16 protein-coding genes are annotated in these 19,465 nt (G+C 64.6%); 7 read left to right on the top strand and 9 right to left on the bottom strand.

Features of this window, described 5'->3' with window-relative positions:
• Positions 1–42: 42 nt before the first annotated feature.
• Positions 43–4,035, bottom strand: a complete 3,993-nt coding sequence (locus LB568_RS19570) for an AsmA-like C-terminal region-containing protein (RefSeq protein ID WP_224731037.1) — start codon at positions 4,033–4,035, stop codon at positions 43–45.
• A gap of 133 nt (positions 4,036–4,168) precedes the next feature.
• Here LB568_RS19570 and LB568_RS19565 point away from each other — a divergent pair, with 133 nt between their 5' ends.
• Positions 4,169–5,155, top strand: coding sequence for a Dyp-type peroxidase (locus tag LB568_RS19565; protein ID WP_224731036.1), 987 nt, complete (start codon positions 4,169–4,171; stop codon positions 5,153–5,155).
• Between the two features lie 50 nt (positions 5,156–5,205).
• On the opposite strand, the gene LB568_RS19560 is transcribed toward LB568_RS19565, so the two are convergent.
• The 3 genes from LB568_RS19560 to LB568_RS19550 all read right to left on the bottom strand — a co-directional run bounded on the left by LB568_RS19560 (position 5,206) and on the right by LB568_RS19550 (position 7,708).
• Positions 5,206–5,574: an avidin/streptavidin family protein gene (locus tag LB568_RS19560; protein ID WP_224731035.1), complete on the bottom strand. Its 369-nt coding sequence runs from the start codon at positions 5,572–5,574 to the stop codon at positions 5,206–5,208.
• A 211-nt stretch (positions 5,575–5,785) separates the two neighbouring features.
• A complete protein-coding gene (locus LB568_RS19555) occupies positions 5,786–6,289 on the bottom strand; it encodes a hypothetical protein (RefSeq protein WP_023765084.1) in 504 nt (167 codons plus the stop codon).
• Positions 6,290–7,708 (bottom strand): FAD-binding oxidoreductase, encoded by a 1,419-nt coding sequence (locus tag LB568_RS19550; RefSeq protein WP_224731034.1) that lies wholly within the window; start codon positions 7,706–7,708, stop codon positions 6,290–6,292.
• A 102-nt stretch (positions 7,709–7,810) separates the two neighbouring features.
• Between LB568_RS19550 and LB568_RS19545 the strand changes: the two genes are divergently transcribed.
• On the top strand, positions 7,811–8,290 hold the full coding sequence (locus tag LB568_RS19545) for a thioesterase family protein (RefSeq protein ID WP_023765086.1): 480 nt from the start codon (positions 7,811–7,813) through the stop codon (positions 8,288–8,290).
• Between the two features lie 244 nt (positions 8,291–8,534).
• Positions 8,535–8,732, top strand: coding sequence for a hypothetical protein (locus tag LB568_RS19540; protein ID WP_013894716.1), 198 nt, complete (start codon positions 8,535–8,537; stop codon positions 8,730–8,732).
• Positions 8,733–8,989: 257 nt separating this feature from the next.
• On the opposite strand, the gene LB568_RS19535 is transcribed toward LB568_RS19540, so the two are convergent.
• Positions 8,990–9,469 carry an Lrp/AsnC family transcriptional regulator gene (locus LB568_RS19535; RefSeq protein WP_041164779.1) on the bottom strand — a complete coding sequence of 160 codons (480 nt, stop codon included), beginning with the start codon at positions 9,467–9,469 and terminating at the stop codon, positions 8,990–8,992.
• 89 nt (positions 9,470–9,558) lie between these two features.
• Here LB568_RS19535 and LB568_RS19530 point away from each other — a divergent pair, with 89 nt between their 5' ends.
• Positions 9,559–10,461 (top strand): EamA family transporter, encoded by a 903-nt coding sequence (locus tag LB568_RS19530; protein ID WP_224731033.1) that lies wholly within the window; start codon positions 9,559–9,561, stop codon positions 10,459–10,461.
• A 39-nt stretch (positions 10,462–10,500) separates the two neighbouring features.
• Here LB568_RS19530 and LB568_RS19525 read toward each other — a convergent pair whose 3' ends face one another.
• Positions 10,501–11,382: a dienelactone hydrolase family protein gene (locus LB568_RS19525; protein WP_224731032.1), complete on the bottom strand. Its 882-nt coding sequence runs from the start codon at positions 11,380–11,382 to the stop codon at positions 10,501–10,503.
• Between the two features lie 227 nt (positions 11,383–11,609).
• Between LB568_RS19525 and LB568_RS19520 the strand changes: the two genes are divergently transcribed.
• Both LB568_RS19520 and LB568_RS19515 read left to right on the top strand, forming a co-directional pair.
• Complete coding sequence (locus LB568_RS19520) at positions 11,610–11,771, top strand: hypothetical protein (RefSeq protein ID WP_224731031.1); 162 nt, start codon at positions 11,610–11,612, stop codon at positions 11,769–11,771.
• 9 nt (positions 11,772–11,780) lie between these two features.
• Positions 11,781–12,218, top strand: coding sequence for a hypothetical protein (locus LB568_RS19515; RefSeq protein ID WP_013894711.1), 438 nt, complete (start codon positions 11,781–11,783; stop codon positions 12,216–12,218).
• 27 nt (positions 12,219–12,245) lie between these two features.
• On the opposite strand, the gene LB568_RS19510 is transcribed toward LB568_RS19515, so the two are convergent.
• Positions 12,246–14,564 carry a glucose/quinate/shikimate family membrane-bound PQQ-dependent dehydrogenase gene (locus LB568_RS19510; RefSeq protein ID WP_013894710.1) on the bottom strand — a complete coding sequence of 773 codons (2,319 nt, stop codon included), beginning with the start codon at positions 14,562–14,564 and terminating at the stop codon, positions 12,246–12,248.
• 262 nt (positions 14,565–14,826) lie between these two features.
• On the opposite strand from LB568_RS19510, the gene LB568_RS19505 reads away from it, so the two are divergent.
• The gene (locus LB568_RS19505) at positions 14,827–17,526 is read left to right on the top strand and encodes an ATP-dependent helicase (RefSeq protein ID WP_224731029.1); all 2,700 of its coding nucleotides are present in this window, start codon (positions 14,827–14,829) and stop codon (positions 17,524–17,526) included.
• A gap of 27 nt (positions 17,527–17,553) precedes the next feature.
• Here LB568_RS19505 and LB568_RS19500 read toward each other — a convergent pair whose 3' ends face one another.
• Together LB568_RS19500 and LB568_RS19495 are read right to left on the bottom strand one after the other, a co-directional pair.
• Complete coding sequence (locus LB568_RS19500) at positions 17,554–18,603, bottom strand: ABC transporter permease (protein WP_224731028.1); 1,050 nt, start codon at positions 18,601–18,603, stop codon at positions 17,554–17,556.
• Entirely contained in the window at positions 18,600–19,397 is a 798-nt protein-coding gene (locus tag LB568_RS19495) for an ATP-binding cassette domain-containing protein (protein ID WP_224731027.1), read from the bottom strand. Before LB568_RS19495 ends, LB568_RS19500 begins: the two co-directional genes overlap by 4 nt.
• Positions 19,398–19,465: the final 68 nt, after the last annotated feature.

Below are 19,465 nucleotides of genomic sequence, written 5' to 3'. Positions count from 1 at the left end.
CCCTACTGCCCTACTGCCCTACTGCCCTACTGCCCTACTGCCCTACTCCAACGACTTCAACAGATTGTCGATCGTGAACGGATTGGCCTTTGGTTTCGCTGGCGGATTGTCGTTGGCCTGCGGCTGTGGCGCCCGATCGACTTTGGGCGCCGGTTCGGCGGCTTTCCGTTCGGCCTCCTGCCTTGCCTTTTCCTGCGAGGCGATGCGCTTTGCCTCTTCCACCTTCTGGCGCTCCTGTTCCGCCTGGGCCTTGGCCGCCTCGTCGGCGGCCTGCTGCTCGGCCGCGGCCTTGGCGTCCGCATCCGCCTTTGCCTTGGCGTCGGCATCCGCCTTGGCTTTCGCTTCGGCGTCGGCTTTCGCCTTGGCATCCGCTTCAGCTTTGGCATCCGCTTCAGCCTGGGCCTTGGCGTCGGCCTCCGCTTTCGCCTTGGCGTCCGCCTCGGCTTTCAGCCGCGCCGCTTCCTCCTGTTGGCGAAGTTCCTCGGCGGCCTTGTCGCGCGCATCCTGGAGTGCAGCGTAGTAGCGCACCTCGCGCCGCAGCCGCTGTTTCTCCAGCAGCGCCGCCTGCATCGCCTCGACGCGCTGCTGCTCCTTTTCCAGCGCCCGCTGGGTCAGGAACTGCGCCAGCGGCTCGCTGTCGAACTGCCGTTTGATGGCGCCGAGCGGGCCTTCGGCGGTGAAATTCATGACAGGCTCGGAACCGACCAGGGCCTCGTCGCCGGGCTTGTAGGTGATCGCGCCCTTGGCCGACACCGTGCTGGCGTTGAGATCGGCCGTGATATCGGCGGACAGGGTCGCCGCCGGATTTTCAAAACTGATCGGCGGCGCCCGCAGCGTGCCGCCGGCAACCGTGAAAGCAATTTCGGCATCCCCAGCGGCAAAGCTGCCGTCGGCGGCGATGTCAGGCGCGAAGCCGGCGGTCTTGGCCGCGTCGATGTCACGCCCGATCGCATCGGCCTTGGCAAGCAAAGCGCTGAACGCATCGGGATTGACGCCGGCGATCTGCAACCCCTTGAGCGTCGCCGTGCCGGAACCCGACAAAGCGGCGACCATCGCATCGACCGACTTGCCGCTGGTCGACAGCGCCGCCGAGAAATCGCTTTTGCCGCTGATGCCGGCATCCGGCAGCACGGTTCCCAAATCGGATCCGGCCAGTTTCATCTGGCCGCTGAAAAGCCCGGTGCCGTCATTGTTCTTCAATTCGAACAGGCCGGTCAGCACCCCGCCCAGGAGCTTGGCCTTGAGATCGGAAACGCGGATGCCTTCCTGGTCGAGCTTGAGCGAAAAGCCAGCGTCGTAAGCGGTGGCGAACGAGCCGGCGGCGAGTGCCGCTGTCGTCAGGTCGAGGTCGGCGCTGAACGGCAGGCTGGATTTCTGGCTGAAGGGCGCATCCGGCCAGGCGCCACGCTTGTCGGCCCCGCTCTTGTCAGCCGCACCCTTGTCAGCAAGAAAGGCGGAATCGCCGAACAGCGCCACCGCCATCGGATCGAGGTCGAGTTCGTCGAGTGCCAGCGCGCCGGCCAGATGCGGCACGCCGTCCTTGACATCGACGTTGACGTCGCCGGACACCGCCGCCTCGTTGATGGCGCCGCTGAGATTGTCGAGCACCAGCAGGCCGTTGCCGTAGTCGCCCTGCGCCGCGAGCGATGCCGACATGCCGGCGCCCATGCCCGGCAGGCCGATGCCCGATGTCATCAGCCAGGGTTCGATGTCGGCGGCGTCGAGGCTGAGCTTGCCCTTGGCCGTAGGCCCTTGCGGCGTGTCCGCCACGGTTCCCTCGAAGCCGGCCTTGAAGTCGTTGCCGGCGAGGCTGAAATTTGTCGCCAGGCCGCCACTGAGCGTGCCTTTGGCCTGGATATCGGTGCTGGCTTCGCCCAGCATGCCGAGCGGCAGCGCCGGCAGGCCGTAAAGCGCCAGGAGAGCGGTGGCGTCGGGATTTTTGGCGTTGAAGGTCAGCGTTACCGGCGCGTCGAGAAGATCGTCCATCGCCCCCTTCCCCGACAGCGAGGCCGAAAACGCCGAGCCGCCGGCCTTGCCCTGCCCGCTCACCGCCAGGCCCGTCGTGCCATCGCCATTGTCGGCGGCACTCGCCACGAGGTCGACGCGGGCATCCTGGAACAGGTCGGGATAGGCGGCCGCACGGCTTGCCAGGCCCTTCAGCACTGTGCTGTCCGGGTAATGCTGCGCGGCGACGTCGATCAGCGGCTTCAGATCGACGGCGACCACGGAAGCGTCCAGCTTGCCGGTCGGGCTCGCCGGGAAATCCTTGATCCGGCCCGTGGTGCTGATCGAGGCGCCGGCCAGCCCGCCCACCGACAGCCGGTCGATTTCGAGCAAGCCCTCGCGCAGCCTCAGCGCCGTGTCGACTGTGTCGGCGGTCAGCCCGCCGGCGCTGACCGGCCCGGCCTTGATCTGGAAATCGAGATCGCGGTCGGCGAAGCGGTTGGTGCCCTTGTCGCTGACGAAGATCGAGGCGAACGCCGCCAGCCCGTCGACATCGAGCTCGCCGCCATCGAGCCGCATCAGCACCGAGGGCCTGGCGTCGTCGGGCTGGCTGGAATCGATGCGTCCGGAAAACTTCGCCTTGCCCAGGATCAGTTCGAGGTCGCTGAAGGATTGATGGTTTTCCGAGAGATCGACCTTGGCCTTGAAGCCGGCGGCAGGCAGGCGGCGGATCGCCTCGTCGACATCCTTCGACAACCAGGCGGCGAAGCCCGACGGCTGCGCCACCGCAAGCAGCAACGAGCCGGTGAAGCCGAAATGGCTCTGCACGTTGAGCACCAGCATGCCATCGGCTTCCAGCGTGGTGCGGCCAGGCAGTGTCGCGGCCAGCGATTTTACCTTCCAGCCACCTTCGACCGGCTCGGCGGAAAGATGCACGTCGCGCACCGTGGTGTCGCCGGCCACCACCGCCGGCAGCTTGACCTCGACGGTGCCGGGAATGGTCGGCTTCGGCAGATCGAGCAGCGCCTGCTCCAGCCCGGCAATGCGCTGGTCGAGCGTCAGGCCGGTGCCGGCCTGAGCGCCCACGGCCTCGTCGAACTGCACCTGCGCGCCATTAGCCTCGATGGCGAAGCTCGGTTTCTGGCCAAGGTCGACCGAGGCCTTGCCGTCGGCGGTGTAGGGATTATCCAGCGGCCCCGTCTCGAAACGGAATTCGTCGATGCCGAGCTTCTGGTGGTCGAGCGAGAATTTGCCATTCAGCCGAAAACCCGGATCGGGCTTGCCGGTCGAGACCTTCACCGTTTCGCCATCGTTGCCGCGCAGCTCGGCGCTGTTCTTGTCGGCTCCATTCTTGTCGGAGGCAGCAATCTTGAACTGGCCTGAGTAGACGGCGGCGCCGTTGACGATGCCCGCATTGCCGTCTGTTTCGATCACCAGCGGATAGGCATCGGGGTCGGCCTTCAGGCGAATGCGCATTTGCCCGGAGGGTTCGGCCTTGCCGGTCGACGCAGCGACCGTGGTGCGCAAGCCGTCCAGCCGCAACGTGCCGTCCAGGCGCCATGGACCGGCCAGCGACTTGGCTGAAATGGTCGAATTGATTTCGGAAAAGATGTGACTGCGCCCGCCGGCGGCATGGCGCAATTCGATCTGCCCTTCGGTCACCGTCAGCTTCTCGATCGAGATCTGGCTGGGGTTGAAGGGCGAGGACGGGCGCATGGCCCAGTCGACCGTGCCATCCCTGGCGATGTCGATGGTCGCCTTCGGCCGCACCAGCCGCATGTCGAAGATCAGCACCTCGCCGCGCAGGAAGGGCGCGAGTTCGGCATCCATCGAAAACGTCTCGACGGTCATGGCCGGCTGACCATTGGGGCCACCGGCGACGGCGACGTTGGAGAAGGTCACCGAAGGAAACGGCAACAGCCTTGCCGTGGCGTCGCCCTGCACGATCACCTTGCGGCCGAGGATGGCGCTCGCCTCACGTTCGAAATCGGCGCGGTAGCCGGTCCAGTCGATAAAATACGGCACCACCAGCGCCGCACACAGCACCAGCACGAACAGGCCACCGAAGATCACGAACAGGCGTGCGAGCATCAGCTCCGAACAGGTTGATTGAATTTCCGCCGCACTCTACCCGCATCCGCGTGTCGATAAAGAGGCAATTCTTCGAGTGTTGCGTCCTGTCGGGCGATCTGAAACAAATCCCGGAAAATACGGAGATTCTCGGATGTCGGGCAAGAACTGGGACCGCGTGCCGATCGACGCGCAGAGCGTCGATGCGCCGCTTTCGCGGTCGGCGATTTTTCTGGTGGTCACCGTCGCCGATGAACAGCCGGCTCTCGCCAGGGTTTGTTCCGCACTCGGCGACCTTGACGACCTGGTCAAGAATGTCGGGTTCCGCGACCTTGGCGGCCGCCTGTCCTGCATCGCCGGCATTGGCCGCGCTCTCTGGAACCGCCTCAGCCCCGGCCGGCGGCCGCTGGAGTTGAAACCGTTCGCGCCGATCAAGGGAGCGGTCCATTCGGCCCCGTCGACACCGGGCGACCTGCTCTTCCACATCCGCGCCGAACGATCAGACATGTGCTTCGAGTTCGAGCGTATCCTGCTCGACAGGCTTGGCCCTGATGTGACCGTCGTCGACGAAGTCACGGGCTTTCGCTATTTCGATGCCCGTGACCTGCTCGGTTTCGTCGACGGCACGGCCAACCCGGCCGGCCTCGACCTGCCCGCCTCGGCGCTGGTTGGCGACGAGGATGCCGGCTTTGCCGGCGGCAGCTATGTCGTCGTCCAGAAATACCTGCACGATCTCCAGGCCTGGGCGCGCATTCCAACGCCCGAGCAGGAAGCGATCATCGGCCGCACCAAGATCGACAACATCGAAATCGACGATGACGACGCGCCGCGCAAATCGCACAAGTCGCTGGCCACCATCGAGGATGCCGACGGCAACGAATACGACATATTGCGCGACAACATGCCGTTCGGCAGGCCCGGGCAGAACGAGTTCGGCACCTACTTCATCGGCTATTCCCGGTATCTCTGGGTCACCGAAAAGATGCTGCAGCGCATGTATGTCGGCGACCCGCCGGGCGCCTACGACCGGTTGCTCGATGTCTCCACGCCGCACACGGGCACGACCTTCTTCGCCCCGACACGACCCATGCTGCAGGCCCTTGTCCAGGACGCGCAGGAGCAGCCTGCGGCCGCACGCTAGCGCTCCGGATTCGGCTTCTAGCGGGGCCAAATGGCTTCCGGCCATCGGGACTAGCTTCTTTGGAACGTGTCCGCGCTGGTCGACATCGAACGCCACCAATTCAGTTTTTCGATTTTCGCGGGTTGGCCCTCGCCGCTGGCCTTTATCGCCGCATCCGAGACGACAAACCACAACGTCTCCATTTTTCCCTCCCGAAGGAGGCCGGTGTAGGAAACGACCGCATCCCCAACCGGCGTTTTCCCGCCGCCGGCAAAACTGATGCAGTCGCCGCGGTGGACGCCCAAAATCGGAATTTCCTGGCCATGGAAACCGCTATCCGGCAACGCGGTTCGAAACGATCCCGATATACGGTTGTCCGCATCATCGGTGATCTCGACAATGGACCCGTATTGATTCTTCCAGACGCCTTTCCAGTCCATGGCGGCCGCTCCGCTTTGACGATAACCGTTGGTTGCCGCAACGGGAAAACCGTGAATCGGTTCCGAATGTGCGGGCTGTTTCAGGCCTCACCATGCGGCCGGTGCAGGTGCCGTCCGAACCGAACGGCGGCGCGTTCGACAAGCCTTTTCGTGCCGACGCATTCACGGGTTGTCTTCACCAACGAGCCTGCGAGACTTTCGCCTATAACGTTCAGGCTCGCCGTCCGACACCCTCCATCAACACGGTCAAAACGGTTCCGTTGTGAAGACTGGTCGAGAAACTCTCCGCAATAAATTCCAGCATCGAATCATGAAACGTCAGGATGAAGTGCCGATAGTTTGAAAACAGTTCCGGCGTGTGTGACGGATGAACCCGATTTGTCTTTTCAAGGGACGCGATCCACGCTGAGTTGCGGACTTCGAATGCCTCATAGGGTCGCAAGCCCAGTGCATAGAGCCGGTGGCCGCTGATGGTTTCATCATTCGGCGGGCCGAACTGAAATGCCAGATAAGGATCTGCCGTCAGGACGACGACATGCTGGTTGACTGTTGCCGGTGAAACCGAGCGCGGATTCGTGCCATCGAAGGACGTATCCGGAGCATTGGCGATATAAGCGACGAGCAGCCTGCTTTCATCCGCAAACACATGAGGCAATGGCGCGCCGGGGGAAGACGGCGGCACCTCGATCGGCAGCAGGGTCTCGGCACCCGACATTTAATGGCCCTCGCTCGGCAATATCTTGCCCGGATTCATGATGTTTTGCGGGTCAAGCGCCTGCTTGATGGTGCGCATGATGTCGACGCCGTGGCCGAGTTCGTGGCGCAGGAAGCCGATCTTGCCCTGGCCGATGCCGTGTTCGCCGGTGCAAGTGCCGTCCATGGCGATCGCCCGCATGTTGAGCCGCGCGACGAATTTTTCCGACAGCGCGATCTCCCTGGGGTCGTTGACGTCCATCAGCACCAGCACGTGGAAATTGCCGTCGCCGGCATGGCCGACGATCGGCGCGATCAGCCCCATTTCGGCGATGTCGGCTTCGGTTTCGGTGACGCATTCGGCAAAGCGCGAGATCGGCACGCAGACATCGGTCGACAGGCCCTTGGCGCCCGGCCGCAATGTCAGCGACGACCAGTAGGCGTCGTGCCTGGCCTTCCACAATTTCGTCCGCTCCTCGGCGACGCTGGTCCACAGGAACGGTCCGCCGCCATTTTCCTCCGCGATCATGCCGAAGGTCTCTGCCTGCTCGGCGACACCGGCATCACTGCCGTGGAATTCGACGAACAGACACGGGCTTTCCGGATAATCGAGCTTGGAATAAACCTTCATCGCCCGCATCTGCAGCGCATTGACCAGTTCGATGCGAGCCACAGGAATGCCCATCTGGATGGTCGCGATGACGGCGTTGCAGGCCGACTCGACGCTCGGAAACGGACAGACGCCGCCGGAGATCGCCTGCGGAATGCCTTGCAGCCTCAACGTCAGCGAGGTGATGATGCCGAGCGTGCCTTCGGAGCCGACCAGCAGCCGCGTCAGATCGTAGCCGGCCGAACTCTTCTTCGCCCGCTTGCCGGTGGTCACCGTCTCGCCGTCGGCCATGACGGCCGTCAGCGACAGCACGTTCTCGCGCATCGTGCCATAGCGCACGGCGTTGGTGCCGGACGCCCGTGTCGCCGCCATGCCGCCGAGCGAGGCATTGGCGCCCGGATCGATCGGAAAGAACAGGCCGGTGTCGCGCAGATGCCGGTTGAGATCCTCGCGTGTCACCCCGGGCTCGACCGTGCAGTCGAGATCCTGCGGATTGACCGAAAGAATCCGGTTCATGCGCGACGTATCGACCGAAATACCGCCGCCAGGTGCATTGGTGTGGCCCTCCAGCGACGAACCGACGCCGAAGGCGATCACCGGCACGCGGTGGGCGGCACAGGCCCGTACGATCTCCTGCACTTCGGCCGCCGTCTCCGGAAAAGCGACGCCATCGGGCGCCTGCGTCGGGATGTAAGTGGTGGTGTGCGCGTGCTGCGAGCGGATGGCCTCGCCGGTCTGGAAGCGCTCGCCGAGCCGCTGCTTGAGGATGCCGAGCACCGCCGCGATGCCTTCCTCGTTGCGTTCGACGGGATTGAGGTCGCTCAGAGCCATGAATTCCTCCGCGAATGGACCAGTGTCCACGCTTGTTATGCGATTATGGATGCGTAGTCTCCGTAGCCACGCTCTGTCCAGCGCCAGAACAAGGAAGTTTCCATGTCCATCCCAGCCCCCTTCGTCTCCAGGCCCATGGACATCGAAAAAGACTGGATCGACTACAACGGCCATCTCAACATGGCCTACTACAACGTGCTGTTCGACCGCTGCTCGGACGAGGCCTTCGAGGCGATGGGCATGGGGCTGAACTATGTGAAAGACCGGCGGCTCACCATCTACACCGCCGAAGTCCATGTCTGCTACGTGCAGGAGCTGCATCTGGAGCACAAGGTCCAGGTCTCCTTCCAGCTGATCGATCATGACGAGAAGCGGCTGAGAGCCTATCAGGAAATCCGCCATGTCGACGGCTGGCTCGCCGCCACCTCCGAAACCTTGTCGCTGCATGTCGACATGTCGGGGCCGAAGGTCGCGCCCTTCCCCGCCGATGTGCTGGCCAAGGTCGAAGCCATGCGCGCCGCGCATTCGGTGCTGCCGATGCCGGAGCGTGCCGGCCGTTCGATCGGAATCAAGCGCAAATAAGGCGAGCTGACACTGTCACCGCGTCCAGCGAACTGGGCATCAAAGCCACACCGGCAGCTCAAAATGGAAGAACCTGCAAATCGGCTGGCGCCGGTTCTTGAAGCAGCCTCGCCACGGCGTTAACCTTACCGAGGTTTTAACGGGAACAAGCCAATTGGGCCGTTGAACGACTCAGCGGAGCGGCAGAAAAGGTCCGCACGGGTTGTTATACGGGCGGCGGGCGGAGCCGGTTCGAGGAACGTGCATGAAAACCGACATCAAGGTCGAGGTGGACAGGCTGGCCGCCGATCCGCGCATCACCGACTATGATTTCTGGCGTTCGCTCAAGAACGTCGACAACGAGATCTTCCATATCGCCAACAACAACGAACCGATCCCGTTCGACATGATCCGCTGGCGCAGCATTCTGAAGCGCGCCCGCCTGAAGCGCGGGCATGCTTAGCACCGATGGGTAGGCATCCCGGCTACCATTTTCGATAGGTCAGTGCTGCCCCTCATCGCGCTGCCGGGCACTTCTCCCCGTATAGTGACGGGGAGAAGGACGCTGTCACCGGCAGCTTCGCCAATCACCAGCATTGCAGAACAAGCGCCGACATTGCGGCCAGCCCCTTCTCCCCGTCACTATACGGGGAGAAGATGCCGGCAGGCAGATGAGGGGCGGCGCAACCCATCAACAAGCATCTCGAATTGCGCCCCGGTCTACGCCGATCTTTTGATCGCAGCCAGCGGCGAGCGCGCCACCACCGGCGACGACTGGATGATGGCCGTGTTGGTCATCGCGTAGGGGATGATCCGGTCGATCACCCGTTCGAGCTCCGTTACCGAGCCGACATGCGCGAGCGCAATGAAACAGTCCTCGCCGGTCACCCGGTCGCATTGCGCGATCTCCGGCAGCTCGCGGATGATGTCGGCCACCACGGACAATTGCCCCGGCACCGGCCGGATCCGCAGCCACGCCGACAGCTTCAGGCCAAGGGCGGCGGGATTGATCCTGACGCAATAGGCTTCGATCACGCCGTTCTCCTGCAGCCGCTTGATCCGCTCCGCGACACTCGGCGCCGACAGGCCGACCGCGCGCGCCAGCTCCGCCGTGCTGGCGCGCGCATCCTTTTCCAGCAGGCGCAGGATCTTCATGTCCGCGGCATCGAGATCGATATTTTCGGTTCGAAGGCGTTTCACGGAAAAATCCTTGCTTCCGGTAAGGAACATGCCAGACAGGCCGGTCGCTCCCCATGTGATTAGGAAAAACTGCCTGCGATACTGATCCGATGAACGATCGAACGCAAGCGCCTGCTGCCAGCCCTGCCCTCGGCGGCCCCATGCTCCTGGCGGCAAAACTGCCGCCGCATGTCTGGTTCGGCGTCAGCGCCGTCTTCCACTATCTGGGCCCGGCTTTCGCGGTGCTGCTTTTCCCGCATGTCGGCGTGCTCGGCATGGCGTGGCTGCGCATCGCCACCGCCGCGCTGATCTTCGCACCGCTGACGCGCCCGTGGCGGACCTTCGCCCGCGCCGATCCCCAAACCCGGCTGCTGTTGCTGGCCTTCGGCGCTTGCTTGGCAGTGATGAACTGCGCGTTCTACCTGGCGCTCGACCGGTTGCCGATCTCGCTGGTGGCGGCGATCGAATTCGTCGGCACAATCGGCGTCGCGCTGGTCGGCCTCAGGAGCGCCCGCAACCTCACCGCCCTGACGATAGCCGTCACCGGCACCTTGCTGCTGATCGACGTGAAGTGGTCCAGCGATCCGCTCGGGCTGTTCTGGGCCTTCCTCAACGGCGCGCTCTTTGTCGGCTACATCGTGCTCGGCCACCGCGTCGCCCGCGCCGGCGCCGGTGACGGCATAGCGGGCCTGGGAGCGGCCATGGCAGTCGGCTTCTTGGTCGTGCTGCCGATCGGCTTCAGCGATGCGCTGCCCGCCTTCTTCTCGCCGCCGCTGCTCATCGCCGCCATCGGCGTCGGCATCTGTTCCTCGGTCATTCCCTACATCGGCGATCAGCTCGCCATGTCGCGGCTGCCGCGTTCTAGCTTTGCGCTGATGCTGTCGCTGCTGCCGGTTACGGCAACGCTGATCGGCGTCATCGTGCTGCGCCAGATTCCCGGCTTCAGCGATTGTGTTGGCATCGCGCTGGTGGTCGCCGGTGTCGCCTTCCACAAGCCGGCGAGGACGGATTAGACACCCAATGCCAGTTTTTGCTTCAGGCCAGTTTCTCCTTCAGGCCAGTTTCTCCTTCAGGAAAGCGATCGTCCGGCCCCAGGCGAGATCGGCCGCCTTCTTGTCGTAGCGTGCCGCCGAGGTGTCGTTGTTGAAGGCATGGTTGGCGCCTTCATAGACATAAACAGTGTATTCGACATGCGCGGCATCGAGTTCCTTCTTGAAGGCGTCTATGCCGGCATTGGTGCGATCGTCGAGCCCGGCATAGTGCAACAGCAATGCCGCCTTGATCTTCGACACATCCGCGGCCTTCGGCTGCATGCCGTAATAGGCGACGCTGGCTGCCAGGTCGGGCGCATTGACGGCCAGCATGTTGGCGGTGCCGCCGCCCCAGCAGAAGCCGATGGCGCCGACCTTGCCGTTGCCGTCCTTGTCGGCCTTGAGGAAGGCGACGGTGGCAACGCCGTTGGCGACGGTCTGTGCCGGGTCGAGCGTGGTGAACATGTCGCGCGCCTTGTCCTCGTCGGCGGGCGTGCCGCCGAGCGGCGACAGGAAATCGGGCGCCAGCGCCACGAACCCTTCCAGCGCCACGCGCCGGGCAACGTCGCGGATATGCGGGTTGAGCCCCCTGTTTTCATGGATGACGATGACGGTGCCGACCTTGCCTGTCTGGTTTGCCGGTCTGACCAGATAGCCCTTCATCTCGCCACCGCTGCCGGGATAGGTGATGTCCACGCCTTTCACGCGGGCGTCGTTTTCGGCAACGATCGCCGCCTGGGCGGAGTTCGCCGCCAAAAGCGGCGCGATCGCGGCCGCCGCCGCACCCGACCCGGCAAGCCTGCTCAGCTGTTCCATGAAGCGGCGGCGGTCGAGCGTCAGATGCGTGTATTCGTCATAGGCATCGATCATCGCCTGGGTGATCACGGGTGTGACGTCGGTCATGGCGCACTCCTCGGGGCTGGACTGTCCCTGCCGTCCGCAAGATAGGGGCCGGCCTCTCATCGTCCAGTCACGGGACAGTGACATCGGTCCGCCCAGCGATCGGCGCCCAGACGACGGATCTCATCTCTCATCACGTTTTTGTCATCATCGACAATCTTGGTGGCGCTGCCACAATAGTAGGGGAAACTGGCTGATCGGCCGCCCGATGGCGCGGCCTGGAGGAAACGATGACCATGCCGATCCTTGCAACCGCCTTCATGATTGCCGCCGCCGCCATACTGGCGATGCGCGCGACAATTGTCGCGGCGAGCCACAAGTCGACGGTCAAGAAGTCCATGGTCAAGGTTCGCAGCCAGCGCTATCCGGCAAACACGAAAACCCAAGGTTGAGGTGAAGTCATGGACGTGCAGGACATCGTGAACACCGTTTCGCAGAAGGCGGGTCTCGACCAGGCAACGACGGAAAAAGTCGTCGGCACCATTTTCTCGGTGCTCGAGCACGAGGCGGAAGGCACCAGCGCCTCGTCATTTTTCGCCAAGATCCCGGGCGCCGATGCGCTGGCGCAGAAATATGACGTCATGGCCGCCGCCCCTGCCGGCGGCGGTGGCGGCTTCCTGTCGTCGCTGCAGGGCGCGCTTGGCGGCGTCCTCGGCGAAAAGGCCGGCGCGCTGGTCAACGGCCTCGCCGCGCTCAAGGCATCCGGCCTCGACATGGCGCAAATCCAGAAGGCCGGCGAAACGCTGGTCCAGCAGGCCGAAGCCGCCGCTGGCCCCGATTTGACCAACCAGGTGCTCGGCTCGGTGCCCAGCCTGAAGGGCCATTTGGGGCTCGGCTAGCACCAACGATTTGGTGTTGCCCGCCGCCTACTTCGGCAGCGCGTAGGCCATTACGTAATCCCCGGGCTTGGTGCCGACCGAGCCGTGGCCGCCGGCGACGATGACCACGAACTGGCGCCCGTCCGCCACCGTATAGGTCATCGGCGTCGATTGGCCGCCCGCTGGCAGCCGCGCCTGCCAGAGCTGCTTGCCCGATGTCAAATCATAGGCGCGCAGATAATCGTCGACCGCAGCACCCAGGAAGGCGACGCCGCCGGCGGTGATCATCGGCCCGCCAATGCCAGGCACCCCGACCTTCAGCGGCAGCGGCAGTGGCGTCATGTCGTAGACGGTGCCGTTGCGGTGCTTGTAGGCGATCGCGCCGGTCCTGAGATCGACGCCGGCGACATAGCCCCAGGGCGGCGCCTGGCAGGGAATGCCGAGCGGCGACAGGAACGGTCCCATCACCACCGCATAGGGAGCGCCGTCGTTGCGGTTCAGCCCCTGCTCGCTGCCCTTGGTGTCGTCGCCCGGCGCCGGCACGTCCGCGCGCGGAACAAGTCTCGACGTGAAGGCGAGATAGGTCGGCATGCCGAACATCACCTGCCGCACCGGATCGACCGCCACGCCACCCCAGTTGAAGGTGCCGAAATTGCCGGGATAGACCAGCGATCCCTGCAGCGAGGGCGGCGTGTAGCGCCCTTCATAGCGCAATTTGTGGAAAGCGATCCGGCACGCCAGCTGGTCGAACATGGTGATGCCCCACATGTCGGCATCGGTCAGCGGCTTCGGGTTGAAGGAGAGGTCCGACGCCGGCTGGGTCGGCGATGTGTGGTCGCCTTCGATGGCGCCGCCTGGCGCCGGCACTTCCTTGACCGCGATCACCGGCTCACCGCTGCGCCGGTCGAGCACATAGAGATCGCCCTGCTTGGTCGGCCCGACCAGCGCCGGCACGATCGAGCCGTCGGCCTTGGTGATGTCGATCAGGGTCGGCTGCGCCGGCACGTCCATGTCCCACAGGTCGTGATGTACGGTCTGCCGCACCCATTTCAACTGTCCGGTGTTGAGGTCGAGCGCGGTGATCGAGGAGGAGAACTTCTCGACATTGTCGCTGCGGCCCATGCCGAGCTGGTCGGGCGTCTGGTTGCCGAGCGGCACGTAGAGCAGGCCGAGCTTCTCGTCGGCGCTCGGCGTCGACCACATGTTCGGCGAGTTGGCGGTGTAGGTCTGGCCGGGCGCCAATGGCGTCGTCTGGTCCGGATTGCCGGAATCCCAGTTCCACAGCAATTTGCCGGTGGCGGCATCATAGGCGCGGATGACGCCGGACGGCTCCTGCGTCGAATAATTGTCGTTGACCGCGCCGCCGACGATGATCTTGCCGCCCGCGATCAGCGGCGCCGAAGTCGAGTAATAATAGCCCGACTTCGGGTACGGCATCCCGGTCAGAAGGTTGAGCGTGCCGCCCTCGGCGAAGGCGGGGCAGACCTGCCCGTTGGCGGCGTCGAGCGCGATCAGCCGCGCGTCGGAGGTCGGCAGGTATACGCGGGTCGCGCAAGGCTGGCCAGCGGCACCGGCGGCATCGGCATAATAGGATACGCCACGGCAGGTCTGGTGCTGGCGATCCTTGTCGAGCTTGATCTTGGGATCGTAGCGCCATTTTTCCTTGCCGGTCGCCGCATCGACCGCGATGGCAAAATTGTGCGGCGTACAGATGTAGAGCGTGTCGCCGACTTTCAGCGGCGTGACCTGATAGGTGGTCTCGCCAACATCGTCAGGCCCCTTTACGTCGCCGGTCCGGTAGGTCCAGGCTGGCTTCAGGTTGGCGACATTGTCCGGCGTGATCTGGTCGAGCGGGGAATAGCGCTGGCCGAATTGCGTGCGGCCGTAATAGTGCCACTCGCCGGCCGGCACATCGCCGCCAAGATTGGCGTTGGGGGTCACCTTATCGGTGTCGAGCGCGCCGGCGATGTCCTTGGGGTCCGTGGTCATCGAATAGCCGGCCACCGCCAGCGATGCCAGCACCGCCAGGATCAGCGGTGCGCGCCCGTCGGGACCGGCAAGCCCCCGCCTCGCCCACGGCGTCAGCAGCCACAGCGCCACCAGCACGATGATGCCGCCGCGCGGGCCGAGTTCCCACCAGTCGAAGCCGATTTCCCAGACCGCCCAGGCCAGCGTGCCGATCACGATCGCCGCATAGAGCCACAGTGCCGTGGAGCGGCGCCGGTAGAGCAGCCAAGCGGCGATCAGGAAGGCGAGACCGGCGATGATGTAATACCAACTGCCGCCCAGCGAAGCCAACCAGATGCCGCCGGCGCCAAGCGCCAGGCCAAGCAGAAAAAGAACGAGGGAGGTGATGGTGACAGCCAAGATGATACTCCTTCGACTGTTCGCGCTGCGTGGCGCGGCCATGGGCAACCCGGCATTGCGTTCACGCCCGGAACACAACTTTCCTCCGCCCGCCCCGCCTGTCAAGCTTGAGCCATGCGGCGTGATAGGGGCTGTCTCCCCGGCTGCAAACGCTGGGCAGGCCGATCGTCCGTTGGCTAGGCGGCCGGATAAGCCACTTTACCGGGAACAAAACGTAGACACTTCTGGTCTTTCCCTCCCGAATCACTACATTCGGGGGAAGATGTCCGGCTTTTCCGAAGACATGCCCTTTTTCGACGAACCCAATGCGCGGCCCACGGCCCCGTCGGGCATTGCCGCGCGCGCCATGGCTGCCCGCAGCGGCCAGAACAACGCACCCGACTATCTCAAGGGGTTGAATCCCGAACAGCGGCTGGCGGTGGAAACCACCGAAGGCCCGGTTCTGGTGCTGGCCGGCGCCGGCACCGGCAAGACCCGCGTGCTGACCACCCGCATCGCCCACATCCTCGCCACCGGCAAGGCCTTCCCGTCACAGATCCTCGCGGTGACCTTCACCAATAAGGCGGCGCGCGAGATGAAGCAGCGCATCGGCATCCTGATCGGCGAAGGCAATGTCGAGGGCATGCCGTGGCTCGGCACCTTCCACTCGATCGGCGTGAAACTGCTGCGCCGCCACGCCGAGCTTGCCGGCCTGAGATCCGACTTCACCATCCTCGACACCGACGACGTCGTGCGGCTGATCAAGCAGCTGATCCAGGCCGAGGGTCTGGACGACAAGCGCTGGCCGGCCAAGCAGTTCGCCCAGATGATCGACGGCTGGAAGAACAAGGGCCAAGGTCCCGCCGACATCGCCGAGGGCGACGCGCGCGCCTTCGCCAACGGCAAGGGCCGCGAGCTCTACAAGGCCTACCAGGAACGCCTGCAGACGCTGAACGCCTGCGATTTCGGCGACCTTCTGTGCCACCCGATCCGCATCTTCCGCGCCAATCCGGACGTGCTGAAGGACTATCACAGGCGCTTCAAATACATCCTCGTCGACGAGTATCAGGACACCAACACCGCCCAGTACATGTGGCTGCGGCTCTTGGCGCAGCGGCCGCAATCCTCCCCCCTCGAGGGGGAGGTGCCCGCGAAGCGGGCGGAGGGGGTCGCCGCAGAAGGCACCGCTGCAGCGTCGCGCACTGCCGCGAGGACCCCACCCGACCGGGCTTCGCCCGGCCACCCTCCCCTCAAGGGGGAGGGAAATCCGCGTCCGGCCACCGTCAACATCTGCTGCGTCGGCGACGACGATCAATCGATCTATGGCTGGCGCGGCGCCGAGGTGGACAACATCCTGCGCTTCGACAAGGATTTTCCCGGCGCCACCATCATCAGGCTGGAGCGCAACTACCGCTCCACCGCGCACATCCTGGGTGCGGCCTCCCATCTCATCGCCCACAATGAGGGCCGCTTCGGCAAGACGCTGTTCACCGATCGCAACGATCCCGAGGACGGCAAGGTCAACGTCCACGCCGCCTGGGATTCCGAGGAGGAAGCGCGTGCCATCGGCGAGACCATCGAGGCCTACCAGCGCCAGAAGCACAATCTGAACGACATGGCGATCCTTGTCCGCGCGTCTTTCCAGATGCGCGCTTTCGAGGATCGCTTCATCACGCTCGGCCTCAACTACCGCGTCATCGGCGGTCCGCGTTTCTACGAGCGCATGGAAATCCGCGACGCGCTGGCCTTCTTCCGCGTCGTCGCCAACGGCGGCGACGACCTTGCCTTCGAGCGCATCGTCAACGTGCCCAAGCGCGGGCTGGGTGAAGCCACCATCCGCCAGATCCACGACACGGCGCGGGCGCTGCGCATCCCGATGCTGGAGGCTGCCGCCAACCTCGCCGAAAGCGACGAGCTGAAGCCGAAACCGCGCGCCGCGCTGCGCGAGGTCGCTGCCAATTTCGAACGCTGGCAGAAGGCGCTGGAAACCACGCCGCACACCGAGCTCGCCGAGACAATTCTCGAAGAGAGCGGCTACACCGACATGTGGAAGAACGACCGCTCGGCCGAAGCCCCCGGCCGGCTTGAGAACCTCAAGGAACTGGTCCGCTCGATGGAGGAGTACGAGTCGCTGCGCTCCTTCCTCGAGCATGTCGCGCTGGTCATGGACGCTGAGCAGAATGCCGGGCTCGACGCCGTCTCGATCATGACGCTGCATTCGGCCAAGGGCCTCGAATTCGAGACCGTCTTCCTGCCCGGCTGGGAGGAAGGCCTGTTCCCGCACCAGCGCGCGCTCGACGAAGGCGGCCGCTCAGGGCTGGAGGAAGAGCGGCGGCTGGCCTATGTCGGGCTGACGCGGGCCAAGAAGAACCTGCACATCTGGTTCGTCTCCAACCGCCTCATCCACGGCCTGTGGCAATCGACCATCCCGTCGCGCTTCCTTGAAGAGCTGCCAAACTCCCACGTCGAGGTCGCCGAAGCCGGCAATTCCTATGGCGGCTATGGCAATCCCTACGGCGGCGGCTCGTTCGCGGCGGGCCGGGGCGGCGGCCAGGGAGCAGGAAGACAGAACCCGTACGGCGCTTCGCGCTTCGACAATGTCGGCGCCAACACCCAAAAATCCGGCGCCTTCTCAAACACCTATTCGACGCCGGGCTGGCAGCGCGCCCAGGCCAACCGCACCGAGGCGACCGACCGCAACTGGGGCACGCGCTCCGGCCATCAGGTCGAGCGCATCGGCTATGGCGAAACCGACAGTGGCTATGGCGCCGGCCGCACCTCGGTCAAGGGCCGCACCATCGACGGCGAACTGGTCGCCAAATCCGTCTCCGACACGCCATCCGCCTTCAGCGTCGGCGACCGCGTTTTCCACCAGAAATTCGGCAACGGCAACATTGCGGCCATCGAAGGCAACAAGCTGACCATCGACTTCGACAAGGCCGGCCAGAAACGCGTGCTGGACGGGTTCGTCGCGGCGGTGTGAGGTGCGCCCAACCGGCGGCAGCGCCCCTCACCGATACCTTGCCTGGTTCCACTTGTGCCCCAGCAGCGACAGGATGATGATCAGGCCGTTGAAGAACTGCACGTAGAAGCCGCTCAGGCCCGCCGCCACCACGCCGGTCTGGATGAACGAAACGGTCACCGCGCCGATGGCGCCGCCGGCGACCGTGCCGATGCCGCCCCAGGTCGGGGTGCCGCCGACGAACACCGAGGCCAGCACCGGCAGCAGGTAGCCGTCGCCGGCGGTCGGCCACCAGGTGAAATTGATCATCACCGAAAACGTTCCGGCGATCGCGGCACCTATGCCGACGAAGACGAACACCTTCACCCGCACCCATTTGACGTCGATGCCCATCTGCTTGGCGCTGTCGGGATTGTCGCCGACCACCTTGACCTGCGCGCCGAAGCGGTGGCGGTTGTAGAGCATCGCCGACAGCACGACGAAGGCGATGGCCCAGAAGATCTGCACCGGGATGCCGTAGACCTGGCTGGAGAAGATCTTGTAGGCCGAGGTGTCGGCAAGGCCGGTCAGCGCCATCGACCTGCCCTCGTTGATGATCTGGATCAGGCCGCGCAGCAGGAAATTCATGCCGAGCGTGGCGATCAGCGACGACAGCCCGCCATAGACGACCAGTGACCCGACGAGGAAGCCGAGCAGCACGCCGGTGACAAGTGCCGCCGCAATGCCAAGGAACGGATCGTAGCCGGCCTGCACCACCAGCGCGAACACCCATGAGGCAAAACCCATCGTCGCCGGAAACGACAGGTCGATCTCACCGCAGGTGACGACGAAGACCAGCGGCACCACCACGAACAGCGCGACGGGGAGCGTCGTGAGCACGGAGCTGTAGAGATACCAGGTGGTGAACACGGTCGGGTTGGCGATCATGAACACCGCCATCATGACGACGAACACGGCGAGCGTGCCGAGCGAGGCACGGTTGTCGATGACGAAGCCGCGCAGCCAGTGATCGGATGGATGCCGCCATTCCTTGCCAACCGTGTCGCCGCTTGAACCGCTGAAAGGGCTTTGCAGATCGGGTTCCATGGCCTTGCTCATCGCGCTCTCTGCTCCGTCTCGCCGCCATCGTGCAGTCCGGGCAGCCCGCCCGGATGCGCCACGTCTTCCATGAAATTGATGAGCTCCTCGGCCGACTTGACCTCGCTGCGGTCAGTGGTCAGCGCCACCTTGCCGCGGTCGAGCACCACGAAACGGTCGGCGATGTCGAAGACATGATGGATGTTGTGGCCGATGAACAGGATCGATCGTCCGCTCGCCCGCACCTGGCGCACGAAATGGAAGACCTTGGCGGTCTCGGTCAGCGACAGCGCCGTCGTCGGTTCGTCGAGGATGATCAGCTCCGCCTGCTTGTAGATGGCGCGCGCGATCGCCACGCCCTGGCGTTCGCCGCCCGAAAGCTGGCCGACGATCGAATGCGGCGTGAACACCTTCGAGGTGAAGCCGATGTTGCGCATCAGCCGGCTCGCCTCCTCGATCTCCTTGTTAACCCTGAGAAAGCCCATGAAGCCGGTGAGTTCGCGGCCCATGAAGATGTTGCGCACGATGGTCTGCTGCACCGCCAGCGCCCGGTCCTGGAACACCGTCTCGATGCCGGCGTCGCGCGAGCGCGCCGCGCTCCATCCGCTCACCGGCTGGCCGCGCACCAATATCTCGCCGCTGGTCGGCCTGACGACGCCCGACAGGATCTTGATCAGCGTCGATTTGCCGGCGCCATTGTCGCCGATCAGGCCGACCACCTCGCCGCGGTCGACGCTGAGATCGACCCCGCCCAGCGCATAGACCTGGCCGTAGGATTTCTTGATGTCGCGCAGTTCGATGATGCGTTCGGCCATCGGATCCTCGCTTTTCATTGTCGCTTGCCGGCCTCGTCACCGGCGGTCCTGCCGGCCGGGCTAAACCC

The organism is Mesorhizobium sp. B263B2A (genome assembly GCF_020165775.1).
Classification (GTDB): Bacteria; Pseudomonadota; Alphaproteobacteria; order Rhizobiales; family Rhizobiaceae; genus Mesorhizobium; species Mesorhizobium opportunistum.
Note: the sequence above shows the minus strand (reverse complement) of the source record. Positions and strands in the feature narration are given on the sequence as shown.